General features: G+C 39.4%; 14 protein-coding genes. 8 read left to right on the forward strand and 6 right to left on the reverse strand.

The window, feature by feature from the left end; translation table 11 throughout:
- Positions 1-12 precede the first annotated feature (12 nt).
- The 4 genes from ACTJJG_RS08530 (at position 13) to ACTJJG_RS08545 (ending at position 4,123) form a co-directional block, all read left to right on the forward strand.
- A complete protein-coding gene (locus tag ACTJJG_RS08530) occupies positions 13-1,314 on the forward strand; it encodes an MFS transporter (RefSeq protein WP_069120006.1) in 1,302 nt (433 codons plus the stop codon).
- 19 nt (positions 1,315-1,333) lie between these two features.
- Positions 1,334-2,179: a transketolase gene (locus ACTJJG_RS08535; RefSeq protein ID WP_080631221.1), complete on the forward strand. Its 846-nt coding sequence runs from the start codon at positions 1,334-1,336 to the stop codon at positions 2,177-2,179.
- Positions 2,180-2,189: 10 nt separating this feature from the next.
- Positions 2,190-3,194 carry a transketolase family protein gene (locus tag ACTJJG_RS08540; RefSeq protein WP_032056859.1) on the forward strand — a complete coding sequence of 335 codons (1,005 nt, stop codon included), beginning with the start codon at positions 2,190-2,192 and terminating at the stop codon, positions 3,192-3,194.
- A 329-nt stretch (positions 3,195-3,523) separates the two neighbouring features.
- Positions 3,524-4,123, forward strand: a complete 600-nt coding sequence (locus tag ACTJJG_RS08545) for a hypothetical protein (RefSeq protein WP_017387128.1) — start codon at positions 3,524-3,526, stop codon at positions 4,121-4,123.
- A gap of 79 nt (positions 4,124-4,202) precedes the next feature.
- Here the strand turns inward: ACTJJG_RS08545 and metH are convergent, their stop codons facing one another.
- Positions 4,203-7,889 carry a methionine synthase gene (metH, locus tag ACTJJG_RS08550; protein WP_372552568.1) on the reverse strand — a complete coding sequence of 1,229 codons (3,687 nt, stop codon included), beginning with the start codon at positions 7,887-7,889 and terminating at the stop codon, positions 4,203-4,205.
- 462 nt (positions 7,890-8,351) lie between these two features.
- Here metH and ACTJJG_RS08555 point away from each other — a divergent pair, with 462 nt between their 5' ends.
- Together ACTJJG_RS08555 and ACTJJG_RS08560 are read left to right on the forward strand one after the other, a co-directional pair.
- Complete coding sequence (locus ACTJJG_RS08555) at positions 8,352-9,983, forward strand: inorganic phosphate transporter (RefSeq protein WP_032055079.1); 1,632 nt, start codon at positions 8,352-8,354, stop codon at positions 9,981-9,983.
- Positions 9,984-10,149: 166 nt separating this feature from the next.
- Positions 10,150-11,484 carry a D-serine ammonia-lyase gene (locus ACTJJG_RS08560; RefSeq protein WP_372552569.1) on the forward strand — a complete coding sequence of 445 codons (1,335 nt, stop codon included), beginning with the start codon at positions 10,150-10,152 and terminating at the stop codon, positions 11,482-11,484.
- A gap of 47 nt (positions 11,485-11,531) precedes the next feature.
- On the opposite strand, the gene ACTJJG_RS08565 is transcribed toward ACTJJG_RS08560, so the two are convergent.
- From ACTJJG_RS08565 to ACTJJG_RS08585, 5 genes are all read right to left on the reverse strand, one after another.
- The gene (locus ACTJJG_RS08565) at positions 11,532-13,079 is read right to left on the reverse strand and encodes a hypothetical protein (RefSeq protein WP_372552570.1); all 1,548 of its coding nucleotides are present in this window, start codon (positions 13,077-13,079) and stop codon (positions 11,532-11,534) included.
- A 554-nt stretch (positions 13,080-13,633) separates the two neighbouring features.
- On the reverse strand, positions 13,634-13,798 hold the full coding sequence (locus ACTJJG_RS08570) for a hypothetical protein (protein ID WP_000854552.1): 165 nt from the start codon (positions 13,796-13,798) through the stop codon (positions 13,634-13,636).
- A gap of 109 nt (positions 13,799-13,907) precedes the next feature.
- A complete protein-coding gene (locus ACTJJG_RS08575; RefSeq protein WP_372552571.1) occupies positions 13,908-14,912 on the reverse strand; it encodes an SUMF1/EgtB/PvdO family nonheme iron enzyme in 1,005 nt (334 codons plus the stop codon).
- Positions 14,909-16,585: an arylsulfatase gene (locus tag ACTJJG_RS08580; protein WP_372552573.1), complete on the reverse strand. Its 1,677-nt coding sequence runs from the start codon at positions 16,583-16,585 to the stop codon at positions 14,909-14,911. Before ACTJJG_RS08580 ends, ACTJJG_RS08575 begins: the two co-directional genes overlap by 4 nt.
- Before the next feature lie 170 nt (positions 16,586-16,755).
- Entirely contained in the window at positions 16,756-17,373 is a 618-nt protein-coding gene (locus tag ACTJJG_RS08585) for a rhomboid family intramembrane serine protease (RefSeq protein WP_002117778.1), read from the reverse strand.
- A 158-nt stretch (positions 17,374-17,531) separates the two neighbouring features.
- On the opposite strand from ACTJJG_RS08585, the gene nfuA reads away from it, so the two are divergent.
- Both nfuA and ACTJJG_RS08595 read left to right on the forward strand, forming a co-directional pair.
- Entirely contained in the window at positions 17,532-18,170 is a 639-nt protein-coding gene (gene nfuA, locus ACTJJG_RS08590) for a Fe-S biogenesis protein NfuA (RefSeq protein ID WP_002117617.1), read from the forward strand.
- A gap of 169 nt (positions 18,171-18,339) precedes the next feature.
- Entirely contained in the window at positions 18,340-20,604 is a 2,265-nt protein-coding gene (locus ACTJJG_RS08595; RefSeq protein WP_057062135.1) for a TonB-dependent siderophore receptor, read from the forward strand.
- Positions 20,605-20,625: the final 21 nt, after the last annotated feature.

The raw sequence follows: 20,625 nt of genomic DNA on the forward strand, positions 1-20,625 counted from the left end.
GGGATTCGCATGATGGATACAGTATTTTCATCTGAAGTAGATACGGCGGTTCGTAAATCTGCCTATCGAAAAATTGCATTTCGGCTCATGCCATTTTTAATGCTTTGTTATTTTTGTGCCTATTTAGATCGAGTAAACGTGGGTTTTGCCAAGCTCCAAATGATGAGCGATTTACAGTTTAGTGAAGCTGTATATGGTCTAGGCGCAGGGATTTTCTTTATTGGTTATTTCCTCTGTGAAGTACCAAGTAACATTGTACTTCACAAGGTAGGCGCAAGACGTTGGATTGCCCGTATCATGATTACATGGGGCATTTTGTCAGGTTGTTTTGCCTTTGTTCAAACCGAATGGCAATTTTACACCTTACGTTTTTTACTGGGAGTCGCCGAAGCTGGGCTAGCTCCGGGTTTATTGCTCTATCTCACTTACTGGTTCCCATCTTACCGCCGCGCACGCATGACAGTTCTTTGGTTTATCGCGATTCCAATTTCGGGAATGATTGGTGGACCACTTTCAGGCTTAATCATGGACCGAATGAGCGGCGTACATGGCTGGTTTGGCTGGCAGTGGATGTTTGTGATCGAAGCTATTCCCACAGTGATTGTCGGCTTACTTGTACTTGCTGTTTTAAAAGATTCGGTTCAAGACGCCAACTGGTTAACCCAAGACGAAAAGAACTTGGTGAAGCAAGAGCTTGCTCAGGATAACCAGCACAAAGAAGGTCATGCTAGCGTCAAAGAGTTCATCGCAGATAAACGCTTATGGCTATTGGCAGGTATTTACTTTTGTGTCGTGATGGGGCAATACGCCATTACATTTTGGCTACCAACTCTCATTCGTAACTCGGGCATTAGTGATAACTGGCATATAGGTTTGCTCACAAGCCTGCCTTATATGTGTGCCATTGTGGTCATGATTTTGGCAGGGCGTAGTGGTGACCATTTCCAAGAACGCCGCTGGCACTTAATTATTCCAATGTGTGCAGGCGCTATAGCACTCACATTTGCGACTTTATTCGCTTCAAATCTAATGCTCTCTTTAATTTGCCTTTGCATCGCAGCCTCAGGTGTGCTGACGGCATCCTCTTTATTCTGGATGTTACCGACCAACTTTTTGGGTGGTGTTTCCGCAGCGGCAGGTATTGCAGCAGTGAATAGCTTCGCCAATCTTGCAGGATTTTGCTCACCTTATTTAATCGGTTGGGTCACTACCAACACAGGTTCAAATGCAATCGGCATGTTCTTAATCACAGCAGTATTAATTTTCGGTGCCAGTTTGGTTCTGCGTGTTCCGGCAAAACTGGTCAATCGTTAATAAGGAATAGTAAATGACAATGTTAAATGTTGATAAAGCAGGCCAAATTGCCGAGTTGCAACAACGTGCCTACCACATTCGCCAACATGCTTTACGTATGGGGCAAGTACAAGGCCAAGGCTATGTTGGACAAGCTTTAGGTGCAGCAGATTTGCTCGCCGTGTCTTATTTTCATGCGATGAAATATCAGCCAGAAAACCCTGAATGGGAAGGCCGTGACCGTTTTTATCTTTCTATTGGGCACTATGCAATTGCACTCTATGCAGCCTTAATTGAAGCAAAAATTATTCCGCTTGAAGAGCTTGAAACCTACGGAGCCGATGACAGTCGGTTACCAATGTCGGGCATGGCTTCCTATACACCCGGTATGGAAATTACAGGTGGCTCATTGGGTCATGGTCTTGGAATTGCAGTTGGTGCATGTCTAGGACTGAAACAGAAAAAATCAGATGCTTTTGTCTATAACTTACTGTCCGATGGGGAGCTAAATGAAGGTTCAACGTGGGAAGCCGTAATGTCTGCTTCTCATTGGAAACTAGATAACTTGATTGCGATTATTGATGTGAATAATCAGCAGGCAGATGGGCACTCCAGCGAAATTTTAGCGTTTGAGCCAATTGTTGATCGTTGGCAGTCATTTGGTTGGTACACCCAACGTGTAGATGGCAACAACATGGAAGCTTTGCTTGAAGCATTCGATCAAGCGCGAAACCATAAAGGTACATGCCCACGCGTCATTATTTGTGACACTAAAATGGGTAAAGGCGTGTCGTTCTTGGAAAGCCGCGAAAAAACACACTTTATTCGTGTTGATGAACATGAATGGGATGATGCTTTAAATATTTTGACCCACTACGGACAGTAAGGAATACACCATGAGCCAGTTAGCTAATCCCCCTAAGAAAAAACTAACCACTTCGGCAATGATTGCTTCTATTGCTGCCGAGGGCCAACCGACCAAACCAGCACCATTTGGACATGCACTGAATGCCTTGGCAAAAGAGCGTGACAATATCGTAGGTTTGTCAGCAGATTTATCAAAATATACAGACCTGCATATTTTTGCTAAAGAAAACCCAGACAAGTTTTTCCAAATGGGCATGGCAGAACAACTTTTGATGAGTGCAGCAGCAGGACTTGCTCGTGAAGGATTTGTTCCTTTTGCGACGACCTATGCCGTGTTTGCATCACGCCGTGCCTACGATTTTATTTGTATGGCAATTGCAGAGGATAACCTGAATGTCAAAATTGTGGCGGCACTTCCGGGGTTAACCACGGGCTACGGCCCAAGTCATCAGGCAACGGATGATATTGCAATTTTCCGCGCTATGCCGAACTTGATGGTTATCGATCCATGTGATGCCTTGGAAATAGAACAGGCGATTCCTCAGATTGCCGCGCATAATGGCCCCGTATATATGCGTTTATTGCGTGGTCAGGTTCCATTAGTGCTCGATAAATACAACTACCAGTTTAAATTGGGTAAGGCACAGGTGATTAAACCCGGTAAAGACTTACTCATTATTTCGACTGGTTTATTGACCATGCGTGCGCTTGAGGCAGCCGAAGAGCTTGAAAAAGAGGGCATTGAGGTTTCTGTGCTGCATGTGCCTACCATTAAGCCTTTAGATGAACAAACTATTTTGGCCGAAGTCGCAAAAGGTGGCCGTTCTGTTTTAACTGCCGAAAATCATTCAGTGATTGGTGGTTTAGGTGAAGCTGTCGGCTCACTACTTCTAAGAAATGGGCAACATCCTCGTTTTGACATGATTGGTTTGCCAGATGCATTTTTAGATGCAGGCGCATTACCCACTTTGCATGATCGATATGGTATTTCAACTGAAGCAGTTAAAGAGAAGATTAAGTCACATTTGAAGTAGATTAATTTCTGTTTAGGATAGAATCCAAAATAGATTATTTAAAATCTCCTAATATTAAAAGTTGGGGGATTTTTTGTTTAAATTCAATAATAAAATATAATAGGTAGCTAAGAATATTTAAAATTTTAATTTTAACAGAATTGAGGTGAATTTTATTTTTATTTAATGTATATTTGTTTGTTAAATACAAATAGAATTTTCAAAATATTAAATATTTATAGGGTTGATTGGAGTATATAGGATTGTTTTATATATATTCTATTATTAAATGAAAATTTTTTATGGTATAAACTTTTATTTTTATAATTATATTAAATGAGGGCGGTCTATTGAGTTTAATTAAAAATATATGCATTTTATTATTAAGTTTTTTATTGGCATCATGCTTATATTCTCCATATACTAAGCCAGACGCAATTTACGTATTTAGTGCTGTCACCAAAACTCCAGAAGGTGTTGTATTTTTTAATAAAAATAAACGTCATCAAGGAATGATTTTTTATAAAAAATCATTATCACTCCTATATAATCTTGGATTATTTTCTAAACTTAATTTTAATTTTAGAGGTTGTTCAGAGTATGTTGAAATTACAAGATGTGTGTGGTCTGCGGATATTGTATTAAATCATTCGGAGGCTGCAAGTTATGGGAGCTTGTTATTGAATGATTATTGGGAAGTAGAAGATAAAGATGGACTATTTTATATACGTACTATAGATGCCGCCAAACGGTTTAAACGATTATTAAATACAAACCAGTCTTATATTAAATTTTTTTATACGGCTCCAGATGGGAATTCTGAGAATGTTGGTAGATTTGTATCTGCCAAGAATATAAAAAATAATTATATTGAAATTATACCTCAGAAAGTTTTAATTTTTAAAAAACCTAGCAGGGTTAGTCGCATACTTCATGTCGATATGAGATAAACATAAAGTAAGAGTTCAATTAAGTTAAATAAATCCATTCATTCCCGAACAAGCGGGAATGAATGGATTTATTTTGATTTTAAACAATCGAATCATCTAAATTCGGCGCTAACCAACGCTTCGCTTCATCCAGTGTCCAACCTTTACGTTTTGCATAATCTTCAAGTTGGTCTTGTGAGATTTTACCCACGTTAAAGTATTCACTTTGTGGATGAGAATAATAGAAACCACTCACCGAAGATGGTGGCATCATTGCAAAGTGTTCAGTCAGTTTAGTACCGATTTTGTCGGTAGAACCTAACCAGTCGAACAACACCGCTTTTTCAGAGTGCTCTGGGCAAGCAGGGTAACCCGGTGCAGGGCGAATACCGACATATTTCTCTTTAATCAGTTCTTCATTGCTAAGCTGTTCATCCGCTTTATAGCCCCAGAACTCTTTACGAATGCGTTCATGTAAGTGTTCGGCAAAAGCTTCAGCAAAACGGTCTGCCAATGACTGAACTAAAATTGCAGAGTAGTCATCACCTTTAGCTTTGTATTCATTTGCCAGTTCTTCTGCACCAAAAATCGATACAGTGAATCCGCCTAAGTAGTCCTGTTGTTCACGGTCAGTACGAATATAATCTGCCAAAGACAAGTTTGGTTTACCTGTCACTTTGTCAGATTGCTGACGTAAGTGCTCAAAAGTATGCGTAACATTTTGACCAGCTTCATCAAATACGCTCACTGTGTCTGCATCAGTGCGCTGTGCAGGGAACATACCGAATACGGCACGAGCATCAAAACGATTGTTGTCGATAATATCTTTCAACATCGCTTGAGCTTGGTTATACAAATCTGTTGCAGCTTCGCCGACCACTTCATCTTCTAAAATTTTCGGGAATTTACCTGCCAAGCTCCAAGAAATGAAGAATGGTGTCCAGTCAAAATACTCTACAATGGTTGCAAGAGGGTAGTTAGTGAGAACTTGTGTTCCTAAAAGATTTGGTTTTGGTGGTACATAGCTTTCGTCAATTTTAAAACCGTTTTCAACTGACTCAGCATAGGTCAATTTTGCAGCTTTTGGCTGTTTGTTGGCTAAGCGCTCGCGAATCTTGGCATATTCAGCACGGTGCTCTGCAATAAAGTTTCCACGCATTTCTTTCGAAAGGAGAGTGGTTGCAACACCCACCGCACGTGAAGCATCGGCAACATAAATCACAGCATCGTTTTGGTACTGAGGATCAATTTTTACTGCAGTGTGTGCTTTAGAAGTAGTCGCACCACCAATTAATAAAGGAATGTTAAAGCCTTTGCGCTGCATTTCTTTCGCAACAAATACCATCTCATCTAAAGATGGAGTAATCAGACCTGACAAGCCGATGATGTCACATTTTTCATCAATTGCAGTTTGTAAGATTTTCTCGCAAGGGACCATCACGCCAAGATCAACAATGTCATAACCATTACAGCCGAGTACTACACCTACAATATTTTTACCAATATCGTGTACGTCGCCCTTAACAGTTGCCATCAGGACTTTACCTTTAGATTGGCTACCTGTTTTTTCAGCTTCAATGTACGGGTTGAGCCAAGCCACAGCTTGCTTCATAACACGTGCAGATTTCACAACTTGTGGTAAGAACATTTTGCCCGAACCGAACAAGTCACCAACCACGTTCATACCGTCCATCAAAGCGCCTTCGATTACATCTAAAGGACGTTTGGCTTTGAGGCGAGCTTCTTCGGTATCTTCATCAATGTAAGTGATAATACCTTTGACTAACGCATATTCAAGACGTTTTTCTACAGATTCATTACGCCATTCAAGGTTCTCGGCTTCTTTTGTAGCACCGCCTTGGCCACGGTATTTTTCAGCCACTTCAAGCAATTTTTCAGTCGCCGCCTGACCAGACTCACCTTGGTTTTGGTTTAAGATGACATCTTCAACAGCTTCTTTTAGCTCGGCTGGAATATCATCATAAATTGCCATTTGGCCAGCATTCACAATACCCATGGTCATGCCTTGCTTGATGGCATGGTACAAGAACACAGAGTGAATGGCTTCACGAACAGGCTCGTTACCACGGAACGAGAACGAAACATTCGACACACCACCAGAAATCATAGCGTGCGGTAAGTTTTGTTTAATCCAACCTGTGGCCTCAATGAAATCGACGCCATAATTGTTGTGTTCTTCAATACCTGTTGCTACTGCAAATACGTTTGGGTCAAAAATAATATCTTCAGCAGGGAAGCCGACATCATTAACCAAAACATCATAAGAACGTTTACAGATTTCACGTTTACGTTCAGCAGTGTCGGCCTGACCTTTTTCATCAAATGCCATGACAATAATCGCAGCACCATATTGACGGCACAGGCGAGCTTTTTCTACAAACTCGTCATAACCTTCTTTTAAAGAAATTGAGTTAACAACGGGTTTACCTTGTACGCATTTTAAGCCAGCTTCAATGATTTCCCATTTTGATGAGTCAATCATGATTGGCACACGTGAAATATCTGGTTCAGAAGCCACAAGATTTAAGAAATGCACCATCGCATTTTGCGAATCGAGCATCCCTTCATCCATGTTAATGTCGATAATCTGAGCGCCAGCTTCAACTTGCTGCTGTGCCACTTCTAAAGCTTCGGCAAAGTTTTCTTCACGAATTAAGCGTAAGAATTTTTTCGAACCTGTAACGTTAGTACGTTCACCCACGTTAACGAACAATGAGTCATCATAAATATTAAATGGTTCTAAACCACTCAAACGACATGCAGGTACAGTTTCAGGAACTTGACGAGGCGCAATATCTTTTACCGCATTGGCAATCGCGCGGATATGGTCTGGTGTTGTACCACAGCAACCACCAGTAATATTGATTAAGCCGCTTTCTGCAAATTCTTTTAAGAATGCTGCAGTTTGTTCTGGCGTTTCATCATATTCACCAAAAGCATTTGGTAAGCCCGCATTTGGGTGCGCTGAAACAAAGGTATCTGCTACATCGGAAATGGTTTTTACGTGAGGACGCATGGCATCTGCACCAAGCGCACAGTTAAAACCAATCGATAGTAAGTCACCATGACGTACAGAGTTCCAGAACGCTTCCGCAGTTTGACCTGTTAAGGTACGACCCGATGCATCGGTAATGGTCCCTGAAATCATGATTGGTAATTCACGACCAACTTGTTTAAAGACTTCTTTAACCGCAAAAATTGCAGCTTTGCAGTTTAATGTGTCAAATACGGTTTCAATCAAAAGGATATCTGCACCGCCTTCAATCAGCGCATGAGTCGCTTCAATATAGTTTTCTTTTAACTCATCAAAAGTAATGTTACGAAAGGCAGGGTCATTTACATTCGGTGAAATTGAACAAGTACGCGATGTTGGCCCAAGGACACCTGCGACAAAACGCGGTTTATCTGGAGTCGAATACTTCTCACAAGCTGCTTTAGCTAAACGTGCTGCTTCACGGTTAATCTCTGGAACAAGATCTTCCATATGATAGTCAGACATTGAAACACGCGTGCCGTTAAAGCTATTAGTTTCAATAATGTCTGCACCAGCATCAAGATAAGCTTCATGAATACCTTGAATGATTTGAGGCTGGGTCAGAACCAAAAGGTCATTGTTACCTTTTAAGTCATGTGCCCAATCGGCAAAACGCTCACCACGGTAGTCGGCTTCTTCCAATTTATGGCGCTGGATCATAGTTCCCATTGCACCATCAATAATCAGAATGCGTTTAGCAAGAAGCGCTTTTAGGGTGGCAAGCGTAGACATAGAAAACCCCGATCTTTTATATGAATTTAAAAATGCGGCGCTATTGTAACAGAATAGTTGCGCAATTGATGACCTATAACGACCCACCATTCACCGTAAATTAGTCGTAAAAAAGTGTTTTCGAACAACAAGAGGGTGTTTTTTCATCAAATATTCATAAAATGATCATGATATTGAAATATTTCATCTCCAATATTCGGTTTTATGACAGTTGTAGTGTTTAAAAAGTAGACGTTTAGGTAATTTTTTAGATATTTTTGCTTCAAAAATAGTCATAAAATAGATGGGTGGGGATTTATGTAAATTATTGTATTTAAATAAAAAAATAAAAATCATAGAGGAAAGGTGCATCAAATGAGGTCAAAATGTGAAAAATTGACTTCATCAGGCGCCGCTTTGTCATATAATTGTCATAATTTAATTTAAGAATACAGAGGATTTTTTTATCCTCTTACCGTCTGCATGAATTCTAATCTACCCCCTGTTTCGGATTCAAAACTTGCGGCAAACCTGCAAGTCAAATCGACGAATGTACATGTCCCGACACCTAAATTTTTTATGCCGGTGTTTCTGACGATTATTGTTGCAACACTTATTTATATTGGATTTCAGGTGAGTGCTGATTTAGCACATGTACCACCTTTGAGTCTTTATTCAGTTATTCTTTTATCAACTGCACTCTTGATTGCTTTAGGCTTTGAGTTTGTAAATGGCTTCCACGATACTGCAAATGCAGTGGCAACAGTGATTTACACCAATGCTTTACCAGCACCGGTTGCAGTCATGTGGGCTGGTTTTTGTAATTTCCTTGGGGTAATGGTTGCAAGCGGCGCAGTCGCTTACGGCATTATTGCATTGTTACCTGTTGAATTGATCATGAATATGGGTAGCGGTGCAGGTTTCGCAATGGTTTTTGCGCTTCTTATTGCTGCGATTCTCTGGAACTTGGGTACTTGGTTCTTAGGTATTCCTGCATCTAGCTCACATACCTTGATTGGTTCAATCTTGGGTGTGGGCATTATGAACCATCTATTGAGTGCATCGACTGGCGTAACGACCAGTGGTGTTGATATGGATCAGGTGATTAAAGTCGGTAAGGCATTATTATTTTCACCTTTAATTGGTTTCGCTTTTGCAGCGATTGTATTCTTGTTGGTTAAAACTATTTTTAAACGCCAATTAGAATTATTCCAGCCACCTGAAGGGAATAAACCACCACCAGCAATCATTCGTGCAATTTTGATCTTTACCTGTACAGGTGTGAGTTTTGCACATGGTTCTAATGACGGTCAAAAGGGTATGGGACTCATCATGCTGATTTTGGTTGGTCTGGTGCCGTTGGCTTATTCATTAAATAAAAATCTTGATACTCAGCAAGTTCAATCATTCCATCAGCTTTCTTCTCAAACTGCCGTATTTTTGAATCAAAATCAGCCAGAATTAACCGATGAAAAAGCACGTGTTATTTTGACTAAATATATTCAAACTAAACAGCAAACTCCAGAAGTTGTGCCTGCATTGGCAAGTATGACTGATCACTTGGGGGAGCGAGTTTCTAGCTATAACAACTTAAAAGATATTCCTGAAGCTGCTATTAGCGAAATTCGTAATGACATGTATTTGAGTACAACCACGTTTAAGCGTTTGGATAAAGCAGATGCTTTACCAAAAATGGATGACTCACAGAAAAAGCTCGTGAAAGAATACCGTAGTAGCTTAGATTCATTCTTACAATACATTCCGACTTGGGTAAAAGTGGCTGTTGCTTTAGCACTTGGTCTAGGCACAATGGTGGGTTGGAAACGTATTGTTGTGACTGTAGGTGAGCGTATTGGTAAGCACCACATGACTTATGGTCAAGGGATGTCTGCTGAGCTTGTTGCAATGAGTACAATTGCAGCTGCCGATGGTTTAGGTATGCCAGTTTCAACAACACACGTTTTAAACAGTGCTGTTGCGGGTACGATGGTCGCGAATAAATCAGGTTTAAACTTTAATACCGTGAAGACAATACTCTCTGCATGGGTATTTACTCTTCCTGCAACAATCTGCTTGTCAGGTGGTTTGTACTGGTTATTCTTACAGTTTGTATAAACGCATTTAAAAAAATTAAAGCCACTGTTCACAGTGGCTTTTTTATTTGTTTAGTTTTTAAAGTTGAGACTATTTTTCATGTACATTCATCTATAAATTAATAAGTTGTTATAGGTCATCAAACAGCTTTATAGGCTGGGCTTAAAATTTTATATCAGGATATATTATGAATGCGGTTCAAATACATCAGCTAAAACAACAATTTCCACTTATTCAAACACTTCAAGCCTATCAAGAAACATTTTGGTTTACACCTCATCGATATCCTTTAAAGGAAGCTTTAGAAAAAGTTGGACTAACCGCTAAAGATGTAAGTGAAGCAGAAGCAAGACTAGCGCGTTTCGCACCTTATTTGGCAAAAGTATTTCCTGAAACTCAAGCACAACATGGAAAAATTGAATCAGATATTGTTGAAATTGCTCATATGCAACAAGCACTTTCTTCAGCAAAACAAGTACAGCTTAACGGAACATTCTGGCTGAAAAAGGATAGTCATCTACCTATTTCAGGCTCAATTAAAGCACGTGGTGGTATTTATGAAGTGCTCACACATGCTGAAAAACTTGCCATGCAGGCAGGGTTACTCAAACCAGAAGATGATTATAGTAAATTAGATCAGGATTCATTTAGGGCATTCTTTTCTAAGTATCGAATTGCAGTAGGTTCTACGGGCAATCTTGGGCTTTCTATTGGCATTATGAGCGCCAAACTCGGCTTTAGAGTAACTGTTCATATGTCGGCTGATGCTAGACAGTGGAAAAAAGACAAGCTACGTTCACTCGGCGTTAACGTTGTAGAATATGCCAGTGATTACGGCGTAGCTGTTGAAGAGGGACGTAAAGCCGCAGAGCAAGATCCACACTGCTTTTTCATTGATGATGAAAACTCAACAACATTATTTTTAGGTTATGCCGTTGCAGGAATACGCCTAAAACAGCAATTTGAGCAAAACCAAATTAAAGTCGATGCTGAACACCCATTATTTGTTTATTTGCCTTGTGGCGTCGGTGGTGGGCCTGGTGGGGTGAGTTTTGGACTAAAACTGGCTTTTGGTGAGCATGTACATTGTATCTTTGCAGAACCCACACATTCGCCGTGCATGTTACTTGGTGTCCACACAGGTTTGCATGATCAGATTTCAGTTAATGACATTGGCATTGATAACGTTACTGCGGCAGACGGGCTTGCGGTAGGGCGTGCTTCAGGTTTTGTCGGGCGTGCTATGCAACAGTTAATTGATGGCTATTACACCATTCACGATGAACGTTTATATGAGCTCATTGCGCTTTTAAATCAAACTGAGAATATTCAGCTTGAGCCTTCTGCGGTAGCAGGCATGATGGGGCCGTATTATGTAGAGACTAGTCCTGATTACTTGGCTTTACACCAGTTAACAGCTGAGCAGTTGCAGCAAGCAAATCATGTAATATGGGCTACCGGGGGTGGCATGGTGCCGCCTGATGAAATGCAAAAATATCTATCGCACTTTCAAGATAAATAAAGATACGTTAGAAAAAAGCCCAATTCTAGGATTGGGCTTTAATCAAATTATTTTTTAGATGATTTTCTAAAAGGGAGTTTTTCGGTAGCAAAACCATAAATTGCAGCGAAAGGCAGGGCAGTTCGTGCTAAATAAGCCACACGCCATAATCCACCATGATTGGCACCTTCCATCATAAGTTCAAGCGGATGGTCTAATACAGTTTCAGGATTCGCCACAGAAGACTCATTTCTTAAGTCATGAATCCAGAGCGCCGCCATAATGGCATTGGTGGTTTCAGGGCTAAATGCTTCTACATCGAAAAGTTCTGCGCCATTAAAAGCTGCTTTCAATAATGGATTTTTAGTCACTGAATGAGTGGTTGTCGATGGTGCAATATTAATACTGACACGTTGTCCTTGATGGCGGGCCAAAATAGCACGCCATTGTTGAATACGTTTTGCCAAAGCATAGTTTGGACCTTGTTCAACCACTAAGCAGTCGGCAATACCATAAGTTTTTCCATTTTCACATGTAACCAAGTCTTGGTATGGCGCTTGAAAAAAACGATTGAGCGAAAGAGCAGAAACACCTTTTACTGCCAATTTTTGCATTTTTCTGCGGGATTTAAATTTCTCTTGAGCAGCCTCTGCAACTTCTTTTGGTACTGCATAAACATCGGTTGGAGTACACATAAACATAAGGCTTGTATCAGATTTATGCTCGCTCACAAATTGCATGATGCTATCCATTGCCATGGAAACGCGGACATGCTTTTCACCATCTAAATAGGCGATTGCTGCCAAATCTAACTTTTGTGGAAACTGCACCAGCCACTGCGCTATTTCTGGTAATTGATTCAGTAAATTTGCACCCAGCTTATCTTTTAACTCCGAAGCTTTTGCTGACGAATCAACGGCTTCAACACATGGTGCAATGAGTGTTGCATTCCCTTGTTGAATTGTATTTAGGATTTTGCCCCAGACTCGTGAGTTTGGTAAATCTACAGCAACAATATTTGCTTTCCATTTGGCTAACCAAGGCAGTGGCCCTGCTTCTGAGGCTGCACCAAACAGCACCATCGTACGGTCAGACAAATCGAACCATTCTGGATGAGCAATAGCTTCACGAAGTGCTTTTGCATGACTTGGCTCAATAATACCAGTCTCTTCCCAGCGTTGAATCTGGTCTAATAAGCTTTGTCCACTTAGTTTTTGTCCTTTATAGGGAACATACCATTCAGGTGCTGCGTCACTTTCACCTTTAAGTTTTACTGTATAAAGAGGAGTAGATGAAGCAATATGAACGGCATCTTTTAAAAGGTAGTGTTTACCATCACGATAATAATCAAAAATATGGTGAGCTTTATGCAATCCTTGCTTCGCAATAGTAATTGGGTTGTTGATATTAGAAATCCCTTGTTTAACAAGAGCTTTAAAATATAAAGGATAGTTTTTTCGCCAGTTTTTTTCATTCAACACTTGTTGTGCGGTTTTATTATCTACAATAGATAAGGCCTCTGACAAAATCTCTTGGCCTGTAAGAGATGTACTTTGTTTTTTTGTTGAGGCGTGTACCGGAAATTGTAGACCTTCGACTTGACTTGTGCTGGACATAAAATATCTCGTTTATACGACTGGGTTAATATACATGTGTATACATTATCTATGCCAATGAAAGGAAACGAGTGGCAATAACTGACAAAATAATATTGATTATTTATGTGATGAAACGTGAAAGAGAAAGTTATTATGATAAATTCATCTCATTTTGGCCTTAATTTTTTTCACATTTTTAGAACATTTTTATAGACTTACGTTACATAAATGTTTATTTTGTATTAAGCAAATACATCAGTATTAACCTGAAGGTAAAATGTTCAAAATGTATCAATAATAGAGATACAGAAATGATTAAAAACTAGACTTTTTTCTTAAGCGGTAAGAAAAGTCAAACGGAATAAGAAAGAATTGGGGTGAAACTAGATAGAAGACAACGTAAGATTGTCTTTTAAAAATCTTGGGGATATGGTGATTTTTTTACACCATAATTTTCTAGTTTCATCCCATCTATTTTTGGGCTGGAACCCTCCATTTAGTATTCAATTCATCACTTGATTGAAGCCTATTTCTTTAGAGTAACTTCAAAATTACTTTAAAAGAGGGCATTTCTAACAACGTCCTTTTTTAGCTTGTCCTGGTGGGCAAAAGCCTCCTGGATGTCCGTAATATGGTGAATCAGGGTCAATCACAATACTACCTTCAGGTGTATGGACCGCACAGGCTGATAGTGACATTGTGAAAATTGCTGCGGCACAAAGAAGTAAAGTTTTCATCTTGTTCTCACTTTTTTATCATTCTCACTTGTACTATAAAAATATTTTGATTATTTTTCGACCTAATTTTGGTTAAAAAATATCTTTAATAAGTCGAATTAAGTAGAAATTAAGGAGACCGTAAAATAGTCCGAAATCCAACATGTGTTGCAGCTAAATCAAAATCTTGTGGATAACGGCTACTGCTACGATAACGTGAACAATAATTTTGTGCACAAAGAAAAGATCCACCTTTAATTACATATTGAGTGCTGGTGATTTGTTGTTGACGTAAATCAGAATAATTTCCCATATGCTGGTCATGAGCGCCTTGATAAGGAGAAGATGTCCATTCCCATACATTTCCAATCATATCAAATAGTTTGAAATTATTTGCCGTAAAACATCCAACGGGTGCAACACCTTTAAAGTGATCTTGATTTAGGTTTTGAAAAGGGAATTCGCCTTGCCAGTAATTGGCTTGCGGATGTTGATGTTCATCAGTAGGGGCCTGATGTAAAGGGGTATCAGTTTTTGAATTGGCTTTAGCTGCATATTCCCATTCTAGTTCTGTTGGTAAATCACGTCCTAGCCACACTGCATAATGTTCAGCATCATTTTTACTTACATACCTTACAGGCTCATTAGGATTTGCTATAGCTCCAGTACCGCCGTTTGCCGTTTTCCATGTATACCCTGATTTTAGCTGCCACCATTTCTGTGGGTGATGAGGGTCTGGTGAGAAAACAGCAGCCTGTTTTTGTTTTTCGGCATCGGTAATATAGCCAGTTGCTTTTACAAAACTTGCAAATTGAGCGACCGTAACTTCAGTTTGGTCAATCCAAAATCCTTTGACTTCACGCTTTTTTTTCCCAAAATTAAGTTCATCGGGATAGGCCTTTTCAGAACCAAAGTTAAAATCTCCATCGGCAATTAAAACCATTCCTGCTGTAGGCTGTTTGAGCCAACCCTGAGGCAGACCAGTATAGTTTTGACACTTTTCAATAGATCCTAAATCAGCTAAAGATGTTTGCTGTTGCGTCGAAGATGTAGGTTCAGAAACTTTTGAAGATTGGCTACAGCCCGTCATAATAGACAGGCTGATTGTGGTGACTAAAAAAGGTTTCAATTTCATTTGGCGTTATATTCCTGCACACCATTTTTTTCAGTATATTTTTGATAGACCGATAAAAGTTCTTGAACTTTTGCAGGATAAAGCTGAGCAACGTTTTGTCTTTCACCGCGATCTAATTTAATGTTGTATAGCTCCCAAGTCCCTGTGCCTAATTCAGGTCGTCCTTGAAGTGCGATTTTCCATTCACCTTGTTTTGCATATTTGCTGCCATGTAACTCATCGGCAAAGCTAAAATTTGCAGGACGAATAGTATCGGTTTTGTTTTCAAGCAAAGGTTTCCATGAAATCCCAGATGGTGTATTAATGGCTCGGCCATTATATTGGCCTTGAGGTACTGGAATATGAGCATATTCTAGTAAGGTAGGGAAAACATCGAGTACAGATGCAAAGCTATGATTTGTCTCTTCCGCTTTTTTCTGATTTGGTAATTTCACAATAGCAGGGGCAGTCGTTGCGCCTTCGCCCGCAGTATCTTTCCATAAGTGGAAAGGTGCCGCACTGACTTCGGCCCAACGTGGCCCAATATAGTGATATGAAGTAGGTGTACCAACATTGGCTACTGAGTTATCAAAACCAGATTCACTGCCATATCCGCCACGTACAAAACCTTCTGCGCCATTGTCTGAAACAAAGAAAATTAAAGTATTGTCATAAAGATTATTTTGTTTGAGATATTGAATAATGCGGCCGACATTGGCATCAAGATTTTCTACCATACCCGCATAGATTTCCATCTTACGAGCTTCTAGTGCCTTTTGTTCGGCTGTTAACTCATCCCATTTCCCATATTTTTGTGGAGCATTTTGAGTCGCAATTGGTTCTGCTGCATCAAAGTTTGCAGGAATAATTCCAAGCTGTTTTTGTCTAGAAATGCGGGCATTACGAATTGCATCGTAACCTACATCATAAACTCCGCGATATTTTTCACGATATTCGGCTGGGGCTTGAATTGGCCAGTGAGGCGCCGTGTAAGCAGCATAAGCAAAGAATGGTTTACCACTATTTTTGCCTGAATCTAAGTAGCTTAGTAATTTATCGGTAAAATAGTTGGTAGAGAAAAAGTCATCAGGCAATGCCGAAATAGGAATAATTTGCCCATCTTCTGTATAAGTTGAATTTCGTTTAAAGGCACTTGGAGCTTGTTTAAAATGATGATCTAAACCTTGTAATAAGGTAAATGAATGATCAAAACCTTTAGCATGTGCATTGGTTTCAGGGGTTAAGCCTAAATGCCATTTACCACTAATATACGTGCGGTAACCATTGTCTTTAAGTACTTGGGCAATCGATAAAGAACGTTCGTTTAAATAGCCCTCATAACCTGGTTGTCCTTTCAAATGCTCTGGTGTGAGTTCAGCCATTGCCCCAATACCAGCTAAATGATGATCAGTACCGGAAATAAGTTGAGAACGTGTTGGCGAACAGGTTGGGGCAGTATGATAATCCGTTAAAAGGCGACCTTCTTGAGCCAGACTATCAATATTAGGGGTGTGAATTTCGCCACCAAAAGCCCCTAAATCTGAATAGCCTAAGTCATCAGCCATAATAAATAAGATATTGGGTTGCTTAGGCGTACTTACGACATTTTCTTGATTATCGTTGTCATTACATCCAGCCAAAGATAAGCTAAATAAGGCAATAGAAAGGCTAGATAAAATTGCTCTGTACTTCATTGTATCATCTGAATTATTAAAAGAATTGGCATGAGTTTAATCAGATGGTTTTTGCAAACAAAACAACGAATTGATCAAAGAAAATCAGAAAAAAGACTGAGAATTTATGCAGATAAATAAATCAGAAAAAAAGAAAAGCCCATAACGGGCTTTTCTTTGATTTATATCGTTTAGAAAGGAAGACGGGTAAGCTGGTCTAAGAAATGTGGAATAACTTTAGGTTCAAGTAAAATGGTTACGATGATTCCGTAAGCTGCACCCCACAAATGAGCGCTATGGTTGATATGACTATTACCTCGCTTACCAGCCCAAATACTGTACGCCACATATAAAATAGCGAAAATAATAGCGGGTACAGGAATGAAAAATACAAAGATAAGTTTCCACGGTTGGAATAGGATATAAGCAAATAAAACCGCTGAAACAGCACCAGAAGCGCCTAGACTGGCCCAGTTCGCATCATTTTTATGTTGTAAATAGCTTGGCAAAATCGCAAAGATTAAGCCACCTAAGTAAAACAACACAAAACCCATATCATAGAAATATTGGCGATAAAAACTTTCAATAATACTGCCAAAGAAAAACAGGGTAATCATGTTGAACAGTAAATGTGTTCCGTCGGCATGGATAAAGCCATGAGTAATGAATCGATCAATTTGTCCACGTTGCATTGCAGGCGGCCAAAAAATCAATCGGTTCATTACATTTTGATTGCTAAAAGCAAGTAAAGAGATAATGACCGTAATAATAATAAGAGTAACTGTATGGTTAAACGGCAAATGCAACATAAGAAATATTTAAAAAATGATCAATACTGAGCTCAATAATGCCATTAAAAACTTAAGTTGAAACCCTGTTGTGTATAAATCCGACAAATTTAGTTGATTTTTTTTAAATCCACCTCATCTTCGGTTAATATAAAGGCATCAGCTTGAGGAATATTGTTATGTCGACTGAGAACACCAACACTGCTGTTGCAGAAGAAATTCCAAACCTTTTGATTACACCATCTGCACAAGAGTATTTGCACGATTTACTAACGAAGCAAAATACTCCGGGAATTGGCGTTCGAATTTTTGTTGAGCATCCGGGTACGCCACGTGCGGAATGCTGTATGGCATATAGTGCGCCAGAAGAAGTGATCCCAACGGATTATAAGCAGGACTATCCTGATTTTCCTGCGTATATTGATGCGCCATCTATTCCTTATCTTTTAGATGCCGTAATTGATTACAACAAGGACCGTTTTGGTGGTCAGCTCACTTTCCGTGCTCCAAACTCTAAAGTTCCACGTGTTGGTCCAGATGCTTCGATTGAAGAACGTATTACTTACATTCTTCAGGCAGAAATTAACCCAGGTCTTGCAGGGCATGGCGGAAATTGTAGCTTGGTAGAAGTACAAGATGATCCAGAACACGGTTTAACTGCTGTATTGAAATTTGGTGGTGGTTGCCAAGGTTGTTCTGCAATTGATGTTACCTTGAAACAAGGTGTAGAAACTACTTTAAGAGAGAACATTCCTGAGCTTCAACGTGTGGTTGACCAAACTGACCATACGCAAGCAGAAGGTGCTTACTTCAAATAATTAAATTATTTGAAAAGTGAAATAAAAAAGCCTCGCAATGAGGTTTTTTTATTATTCAATATAAATAATGATAATTATTATCAATATCATTTGTAATTTTATTTATCTTTGTTACAATGCGGAACTGAAAATGAGAGATGTTTAATAAATCAATATATTGGGAATACTTATGTCGAAGCGTATTATCCAGTCAGTGCTTTCTGTTTCAGTACTGGCAAGTATGATGTCTATGGCTTATGCTGCACAAAATGAGCAAGAACAAGCTGAAAAAGCATTAGAAAAGCCTGCTGAACCTGTGAAATTGGAAACAATTTTTGTAACAGCTGAAGAGCAGGTGAAGCAGTCGCTCGGTGTATCAGTAATCACCCAAGAAGATTTAGAAAAACTACCAGTTCGTAATGATATTTCTGATTATGTGCGCCGTATGCCTGGTGTCAATTTAACAGGTAACAGTGCAACAGGGCAGCGTGGCAATAATAGACAAATTGATATTCGTGGAATGGGGCCCGAAAACACGCTTATTTTAGTGGATGGAAAACCAATTAATTCTCGTAATTCAGTCCGTTATGGCTGGAAAGGAGAGCGTGATACACGAGGTGACTCAAACTGGGTGCCAGCAGAAGCAATCGAGTCGATTGAGGTTTTACGTGGTCCAGCAGCGGCTCGTTATGGTTCTGGTGCGGCAGGTGGTGTGGTTAACATCATTACTAAAAAAGTGACTAATGAAACCCATGGCTCAGTAGAGTTTTATACATCGCAACCTGAAGACTCTAAAGAAGGTGCATCAAATCGTGTTGGTTTTAACGTAAGTGGGCCACTGATTAAAGATGTTTTGTCTTATCGTTTATATGGTAATTACAATAAAACAGAAGCTGACGATGTTGATATTAATAAATCAATTGGTAGTACCGCAGCGGGGCGTGAAGGCGTTAAAAATAAAGATATTTCAGGCCGTTTAGCTTGGCAGGCAACAGACCAGCAAACTGTTTTGCTTGATGTCTCTTCTAGCAAACAAGGTAATATTTATTCTGGTGACTCTCAGTTAAATGCAAATGCGGAAGCTGATGCGATTCTTTCGGAACTTATTGGTAAAGAAACCAATACTATGTACCGTGATAGCTATGCATTAACCCATGAGGGTGATTGGTCTTGGGGTAAGAGTAAACTCGTTGCTCAATATGACAAAACGCATAATAAACGCCTTCCAGAAGGCCTGGGCGGTAGTACAGAAGGAAAAATTAATAACCTTGATGATAAAGCCACTTCACGTTTAGAAACTCTTCGATTTAATGGTGAAGCCAATATTCCTTTTGAATATTATGTACCACATGTATTAACACTTGGTACCGAATGGGTTGAAGACAGATTTAAAGATAATGTGTCGACAAATCAAGGGAAAGACAGTAGTGGTTCAGGCTATGGCGATCAATTGGCTAAAGGCGATCGCAGTAAAATGGAGTCACGTATTGCTTCTGCATATGTCGAAGATAACTTGAAACTCACAGACAGTACAGATATCGTGTTAGGCCTTCGTTTTGATGACCATAGTAAATCTGGTTCTAACTGGAGCCCAAGCTTAAATATTACCCAAAGACTTAACGATTATTTCACTTTAAAAGGTGGGGTAGCAAAAGCTTATAAAGCACCGAATATGTATCAAAATGCCGAAGGGTATTTATTAAGTACAAATGGTAATGGTTGTCCGGCCAATATTGAGTCACGTTGCTTGTTGCAAGGTAATGGTGATTTAAAACCAGAAACTTCGGTAAACAAAGAGCTTGGTATCCAGTTCCAAAAAGATATCGTGAATGCAAGCTTAACTTGGTTCCGCAATGACTATAAAGATAAAATTGTGGCTGGTACAAACGTTGTTGGAACAGTTGATGGTTCAAGCACAAATGCAAATACAGGAGCTGTGACCAATACTAAGTGGAATATCTTACGTTGGGAAAATACGCCTAAAGCATTAATTCAAGGTTTTGAAGGAAGCTTAGGATTAGATTTCGGTGATATCCGCTGGACTAACAACTTTACGTATATGATGGATTCAAAAGATAAACAAACAGGTAATCCATTATCTTTAGTTCCAATCTATACAATTAACTCAATTTTTGATTATGACATCACAGATCAGTTAGATGTGAATTTTGTATTTACTCAATATGGTCGTCAAAAATCACGTCAGTTTGCAGAAAGTAGAATCGAATCTGGTATTGGTTCAGGTGGAGCAAATTCTGCGCTTAAGCCAAGTACTGTAAAAAGCTATAGTACCGCTGGAATAAATGTCGGTTATAAATTTTCAGACAATATAAGTACGCGTGTTGGTGTGAGCAACTTGTTTGATAAACAAATTTTAAGAGACAGTAATTCAATCAGCCAAACTTATAATGAACCAGGTCGAGCTTATTACGCTTCTTTAAAATATTCTTTCTAATCAACATAAATAACAAAGGCG

Origin of the sequence: Acinetobacter sp. 22512, assembly GCF_052044755.1 — a bacterium.
Taxonomy (GTDB): domain Bacteria; phylum Pseudomonadota; class Gammaproteobacteria; order Pseudomonadales; family Moraxellaceae; genus Acinetobacter; species Acinetobacter pittii.